General features: G+C 50.8%; 3 protein-coding genes and 1 pseudogene. All 4 read right to left on the reverse strand.

The annotated features are described in order from the left end of the window. On the reverse strand, positions 1 to 572 hold a 572-nt coding region (gene selD / locus V2I46_01450), incomplete at its 3' end, for a selenide, water dikinase SelD (GenBank protein ID MEE4176153.1). Between the two features lie 108 nt (positions 573 to 680). Further along, a pseudogene (locus tag V2I46_01455) lies at positions 681 to 1,739 on the reverse strand (cysteine desulfurase family protein). Then, entirely contained in the window at positions 1,726 to 2,766 is a 1,041-nt protein-coding gene (mnmH, locus tag V2I46_01460; protein MEE4176154.1) for a tRNA 2-selenouridine(34) synthase MnmH, read from the reverse strand. The pseudogene V2I46_01455 and the gene mnmH overlap by 14 nt, the downstream one beginning before the upstream one ends. A 331-nt stretch (positions 2,767 to 3,097) precedes the next feature. Beyond that, positions 3,098 to 3,697, reverse strand: a 600-nt coding sequence (locus V2I46_01465) for a PLP-dependent transferase (protein ID MEE4176155.1), incomplete at its 5' end; no start/stop codon positions are given.

Raw genomic sequence — 3,697 nt, forward strand, 5'->3', positions numbered from 1 at the left:
CCTCGTTTTACGGCCGTGGAGATGATACCGGTGCCAATGGGTTTGGTCAGGATCAGGACATCGCCTGGCTTTGCACCCGAATTGGTGAGTATGCGCTTGGGGTGCACCTGCCCTGTGACCACCATCCCAAATTTGGGTTCATTGTCTTCTACTGTATGCCCGCCTAATATAGGAATGCCGGCTTCTGTAGCTTTATCGGAAGCTCCTTTCAGTATGTCTTTCAGCACCTGCATAGGCAGGCGGTTGCTGGGGAAGCCCACAATGTTCAGTGCAAACAAGGGTCTGGCGCCCATCGCATAAATATCGCTTAACGCATTTGCTGCTGCAATGGCCCCAAAGGCATAGGGATCATCCACAATGGGGGTAAAGAAATCTACCGTTTGCACGATGGCGATATCATCTGTGATCTTGTAAACGGCTGCATCATCGGAAGTGGAGGTGCCCACCAGTACCCTTGGATCGAGAATCTGGGGCATATCCTGCAGCACCTTCTCAAGGTACTGCGGCCTGATCTTACAGGCGCAGCCCAGTCCGTGGGTGAAATGGGTCAATTGTATGGGTCCTTCAGTCATTGCCTGCAATTCCACAGCGTTTACATCAGGACTCATTCTTTTAACAGCTTCAATAATTATCTCTGCCGCCTGCTCCATTTCCTGCACAGTGCTGTGCTTTCCTGTGGAGAAGCGGATGGTTCCCATGGCATACTGCAGGGGCACGTTCATGGCAGTAAGAACAGAGGAAACATCCACCTGGTCGGCGTGACAGGCGGCACCTGCAGAAGCTGCAATTCCCTGCAGCTCATCCAAAAGGGTATTTGCTTCCATTTTTGGGAAACCAATGCTGAGCGTGTTAGGCAGCCTGAGTTCCGGATGCCCGTTCAGGCGGATTTCAGGTAAAGATTCCTTCAGGCGATCGTACAGCAGGTCACGGGTGAGCCTCATTTGGCGTATATTGTTTTCAAAGTCGCGCTTGGCGATCTCTGCTGCCTTCCCAAGGCCGACGATCTCAAGCACGTTCTCAGTGCCCGCTCTCAGGTTCTGTTCATGGTTGGCCCCGTGCATCAGTTTCTGCAATTGCACGCCCCGCCTGATATACAATGCTCCTATGCCTTTGGGGGCATAGAGCTTATGCCCTGCCACAGAGAGTAAATCCACCCCCATTTTCTTTACATCGGTTTCGATCTTACCCACCGATTGGGCAGCATCGCAATGAAACAGGATGCCGTGCTGGCGGGCAATTTTCCCAATGGCTTCAATGGGCTGAATGGTGCCCACCTCGTTGTTGGCGTGCATCACGCTGATCAGGATGGTGCCACCGGTAATTGCTTTTTCGATGGCTTCAGGGTTCACCAGTCCGCTTTCATCCACCGGCACATAGGTGACCTGGAATCCCTGGCTCTCCAGAAACTGGCAGACTTCTGAAACTGCAGGATGTTCAATGGTTGTGGTGATGATATGGTTCCCCTTTTGCCGGTGCTGGTATGCTGCGCCTTTAATGGCATAGTTGTTGGCTTCGGTGCCCCCGCTGGTGAAAATGACCTCGTCTGGCTCGGAATTCAGCAGGTCTGCTATTTGCCGCCGGGCTTGCTCCACTGCTTTTCTGGTTTGAACCCCGTAAAGGTGCACGCTCGATGGATTTCCAAAATATTGTGCAAGATAAGGCTGCATAGCCTGAGCAACTTCAGGATCAACAGGGGTTGTAGCGTTGTAGTCGAGGTAAATGGGATTATCCTTGCTCATGGGTCAGTTGATTGATTTGCTCAAGCACTAAGCGTGCATTCTCCTGGGCTTGTTCAGTATGGGTCTCAAAATGCTGGAACTGTTCAGGTTTTCTTTTTCCCAGGTCGAAGGTGTAGGCCTTGTCGTAGTAATCAAGGACTATGGCAATGGCGGTTTCAAAGTCATCCTGATGCAGCGCCTCAATGGCTGTCCTGGCATTTTGCCCACCCAGTTTGCGCTGGATTTTTTCTATGGATTGCACCAGCAACACTTTCTCAAATCCTGCATAATCCTCTATGAGTCTTTTCACCCTGAGGTTTTTTGGCATCTCGAGGCGTATCACCTGCGCCTGGTGCATCTGCTGATAAAGCTTGTGTGGGATGAAAACCCTGCCAATGGTATGGCTTTCGTCTTCCAACCAAACCGGTAGGCTATGATCGATTTTTGTCCATTGGTCAGCCAGTTCGTTTTCAAACTGTTCGCTGCTGGGCTGTGGGCTTTCGCCGATGGCGCCAAATGCTGAGCCCTTATGATGGGCAATGCCTTCAAGGTCAATGACCTGCTGGCCAAGTTCCTGCATATGCTTCAGGATCTCTGTTTTTCCTGTGCCTGTTTTTCCCGAAAGGATCATGATGCGGGCAGGCTTTTCCCAGAGACTGAGAACGTGCCTGCGATAGGCCTTATATCCTCCTTTCAGAAGATAAACATCAAAGCCTGCCAGGTTCAATAGCCAGGCCATACTCTCCGAACGCATCCCCCCGCGCCAGCAATGCATGAGCAGCTTTTTGCCAGGGGCTGCCTTTTTGGCCTGTTTTACAAAGTTCCTGAGTTTTCTTCCTGCGAAATCAAGACCTTCCAGGATGGCTGCCTCGCGGCCCGATTTCTTGTAAAGGGTGCCTACGACCTTGCGTTCCTCATCGTCGAACAAAGGCAGGTTGTTAGCCCCGGGGATGTGTCCCTGGCTGAACTCGGAAGGAGATCGGACATCCAGCACGGGAACATCTGCTTTTAAAGAAAGGAACTCCGAAATATCGATGGTTTTGATCATAAACGTTAATTCTCAAACAGTGATTTGCTGACATTGTATTGTGTTTATTCCGGTTTATGTCCGGCAGGGCAAAGGATCCGGAAGGAAGGGCGGGTGACGGCCCTCAAAGTTAATAAAAAAACGCTGGCCCGGTTCCTCAAAAAGGAATACCGGGCCAGCTCCACTTAACCCAAGAAACGGTCACAGGTAACCAAGGTTACCTGAACCGAATGAGGTCTGCACAGGTAACCCCTGCGTAGTATTTTATGGTCAAAAGAGAAGTTGATTCCATTTAGATCTGTTTCTCTGGTTTGGATTCAGTTTCTTCAAATTCCGCTCTGGGGATATTGTTTCAGATTTGATCCAAGGCTTGTTTCAGGTCACCGATGATGTCTTCCACATCCTCAATGCCCACGGAGAACCTGACTAGGTCGTCGGTAATCCCTGCTGCTGCCTTGTTCTCTTTGCTGACTCCTGCGTGAGTCATCGAAGCCGGATGCTGGATCAGTGTTTCCACTCCGCCCAGCGATACGGCCAGCAGTGCCAGCTCAACGTGGTCCATCAACTTGCGTCCTGCTTCATAGCCTCCATTCAGCCCAAAGCTCATCATCGATCCAAAGCCTTTCATCTGCTTTTTTGCCAGTTCGTGCTGGGGATGGTTTTCCAGACCGGGATATTTGATCCAGGCTACTTTCGGATGATTCTGGATAAAGTCAGCAACTTTTCGGGCATTTTCCTGTGCGCGCTCTATCCTGATGGCCAGTGTCTTGACGCCGCGCATCACCATAAAGGCTTGGGTGGGATCCATATTGCAACCCATATATACCATGGAATGACGGATCTTTTTGTATAATTCAGGGTCTTTGGCAACAATGATGCCGCCCACAATGTCAGCGTGCCCATTGATAAATTTGGTGACAGAATGCAATACCACGTCAGCGCCCAGGTCGAG

This window comes from Bacteroides sp., assembly GCA_036351255.1.
Taxonomy (GTDB): Bacteria; Bacteroidota; Bacteroidia; order Bacteroidales; family UBA7960; genus UBA7960.